Origin of the sequence: Acidovorax sp. HMWF018, from assembly GCF_003061035.1 — a bacterium.
In the GTDB taxonomy this organism is placed as follows: domain Bacteria; phylum Pseudomonadota; class Gammaproteobacteria; order Burkholderiales; family Burkholderiaceae_C; genus Acidovorax; species Acidovorax delafieldii.
This window is the reverse complement of sequence record NZ_QAIM01000356.1, coordinates 1-1,974: the sequence shown is the minus strand read 5'-3', so window position 1 is coordinate 1,974 and position 1,974 is coordinate 1. Positions and strand designations below refer to the sequence as shown.

Sequence of the window (1,974 nt, the reverse complement as noted above, 5' to 3'; positions counted from 1 at the left end):
CCACGGTGCTGGCCGCGTTGCGGTATTGCAGGAACGCTGCCACGGCGTTGTCCACCACCTTCACCAGCACGTCGCCGGTCTTGTCGTCGGCATCCACGCTGCGGTGGATGAAGGGCACGCCCTCGCTCACGCTGCCGGCCAGTTTGAGCTTGAAGTCCGCCAGCCCGTCGTAGCCCATGCTGCGGCAAAAGCGCACCACGGTGGGCTTGCTCACGTGCGCGCGCTCGGCCAGCTCGCGCACGGGCAGGCGGGCAAAAGTGCGCGGGTCGGTCAGCACCAGCTTGGCCACGCGCTGTTCGGCGGGGGCCAGCGAGGGCAGGGAGGCGGTGATGCGGTCGAGCATGTCAGTCTGTGAAGGCGGGGCAGGCTGCGCAGGGGCCTTTGAAAAAGGGGCTTAGACGGGACGCTCCATCTGGCTGCGGTCAGCGCGGTGGCGGGGCCGTTCTTATTTAATGTAACTCGGTTCCCAAAGCTGCGGGGCCCGCGCAATCCCTGCCTTTCAACCTGCTTGCACCGACCCTGGGCGTTTCCCCCCTGGCCCGGACGGGCCCTGCACGCATAGCATCCTCCATCACGTTATCCAGATACTGAGGAGCCTTCCATGCGCAAACCCTTGCTGACAAAACTTCTGGCCGGTGCGGCCCTGGTGGCTGCTGCGTCGGGCAGCTGGGCCCAGGGCCAGGTCAACATCATTTGCTCGGTACAGGCCGAGTGGTGCAACCTGATGTCCACGGTGTACGCCAAGACCACCGGCACCAAGGTGAACATGACGGCCAAGGGGTCGGGCGAGGCGCTGGCGCAGCTCAATGCCGAGCGCGCCAACCCCAAGACCGACATCTGGTTTGGCGGCACGGGCGACCCGCACCTGCAGGCGGCCGAGCAGGGCCTGACGCTCGAATACAAGTCTCCCCAGCTCCCGCAGCTCTACCCCTGGGCGCAAAAGCAGGCGGCGGACTCCAAGTACCGCACCGTGGGCGTCTACCTGGGGCCGCTGGGCTTTGGCTACAACAAGGAGCTGCTGGCCAAGCGCAAGCTCAACCCGCCCCAGTCGTGGGCCGACCTGCTCAAGCCCGAGTTCAAGGGCGAGGTACAGATGGCCAACCCGGCCTCTAGCGGCACCGCCTACACCATGATCGCCACGCTGGTGCAGATCATGGGCGAGGAAAAAGCGTTCGAGTACCTCAAGGCCCTGCACCCCAACATCAGCGCGTACACCCGTTCGGGCACAGCCCCGGTCAAGGCGGTTGCACGCGGCGAGACCACGGTGTCCGTGAGCTTTGTGCACGACGTGACCACCGAGGCGGTCAATGGCTTCCCGGTCGGATCGGCCACGCCGTCCGAAGGCACCGGCGCTGAGGTGGGCTCCATGAGCATCGTCAAGAACGGCCCCAACACCGAGGCGGCCAAGAAGTTCTACGAATGGGCGCTCACGCCCGGCGGCCAACAGTTTGGCCTGGCGGCCAAGCAGTTCCAGCTGCCCAGCAACACGCAGGTGCCCAAGGACCCGCGCATGACCGATCCGGCCAAGATGAAGCTCATCAACTACGACTACGCCAAGTACGGCGCCAGCGCCGAGCGCCGCCGCCTGATTGCGCGCTGGGAAAAAGACGTGCAGAACGCAACACGCTAAGGGGTGGTGGTGTCGGCAGCAGCGGCGGCAGCGCACGCAACCCCCCGGACCCGGGCTCCCGGTGCCTCGGTCAACCGGCCCTTGTGGGTCTGGCTGGCCATGGGCGTGTTGGGGTACCTGGTGTTCCCCTGGTATGCACAGCAGGACGCCAATGGCCTGCTGGCGGTCGGCCAGGTCTTCAGCAGCGAGCAGGCCGCCAACGGGCTGATGCAGGCGGCCTTGTTCGGACGCCCCTGGCTGTGGCTGGGCCTGGCCGGGCTGGCGGTGGCGGGCCTGGGGGCCTGCCTGCCTGCCGGGCGCAAGCAAGGCACGCTGCTGGTGGCGGGGGGCGCACTGGGGCTGGC

At 67.2% G+C, this 1,974-nt stretch carries 2 protein-coding genes and 1 pseudogene; 2 read left to right on the top strand and 1 reads right to left on the bottom strand.

Annotated elements, in window-relative coordinates:
- Window positions 1-343 (bottom strand): MurR/RpiR family transcriptional regulator (locus DBR23_RS30670; protein WP_369882115.1); only part of this gene is annotated, 343 nt, incomplete at its 3' end.
- 258 nt (window positions 344-601) lie between these two features.
- Between DBR23_RS30670 and DBR23_RS13515 the strand changes: the two genes are divergently transcribed.
- Both DBR23_RS13515 and DBR23_RS13510 read left to right on the top strand, forming a co-directional pair.
- Window positions 602-1,630: an ABC transporter substrate-binding protein gene (locus DBR23_RS13515; protein ID WP_108498598.1), complete on the top strand. Its 1,029-nt coding sequence runs from the start codon at window positions 602-604 to the stop codon at window positions 1,628-1,630.
- A gap of 9 nt (window positions 1,631-1,639) precedes the next feature.
- Window positions 1,640-1,974, top strand: a pseudogene (locus tag DBR23_RS13510) (iron ABC transporter permease); the annotation flags it as partial.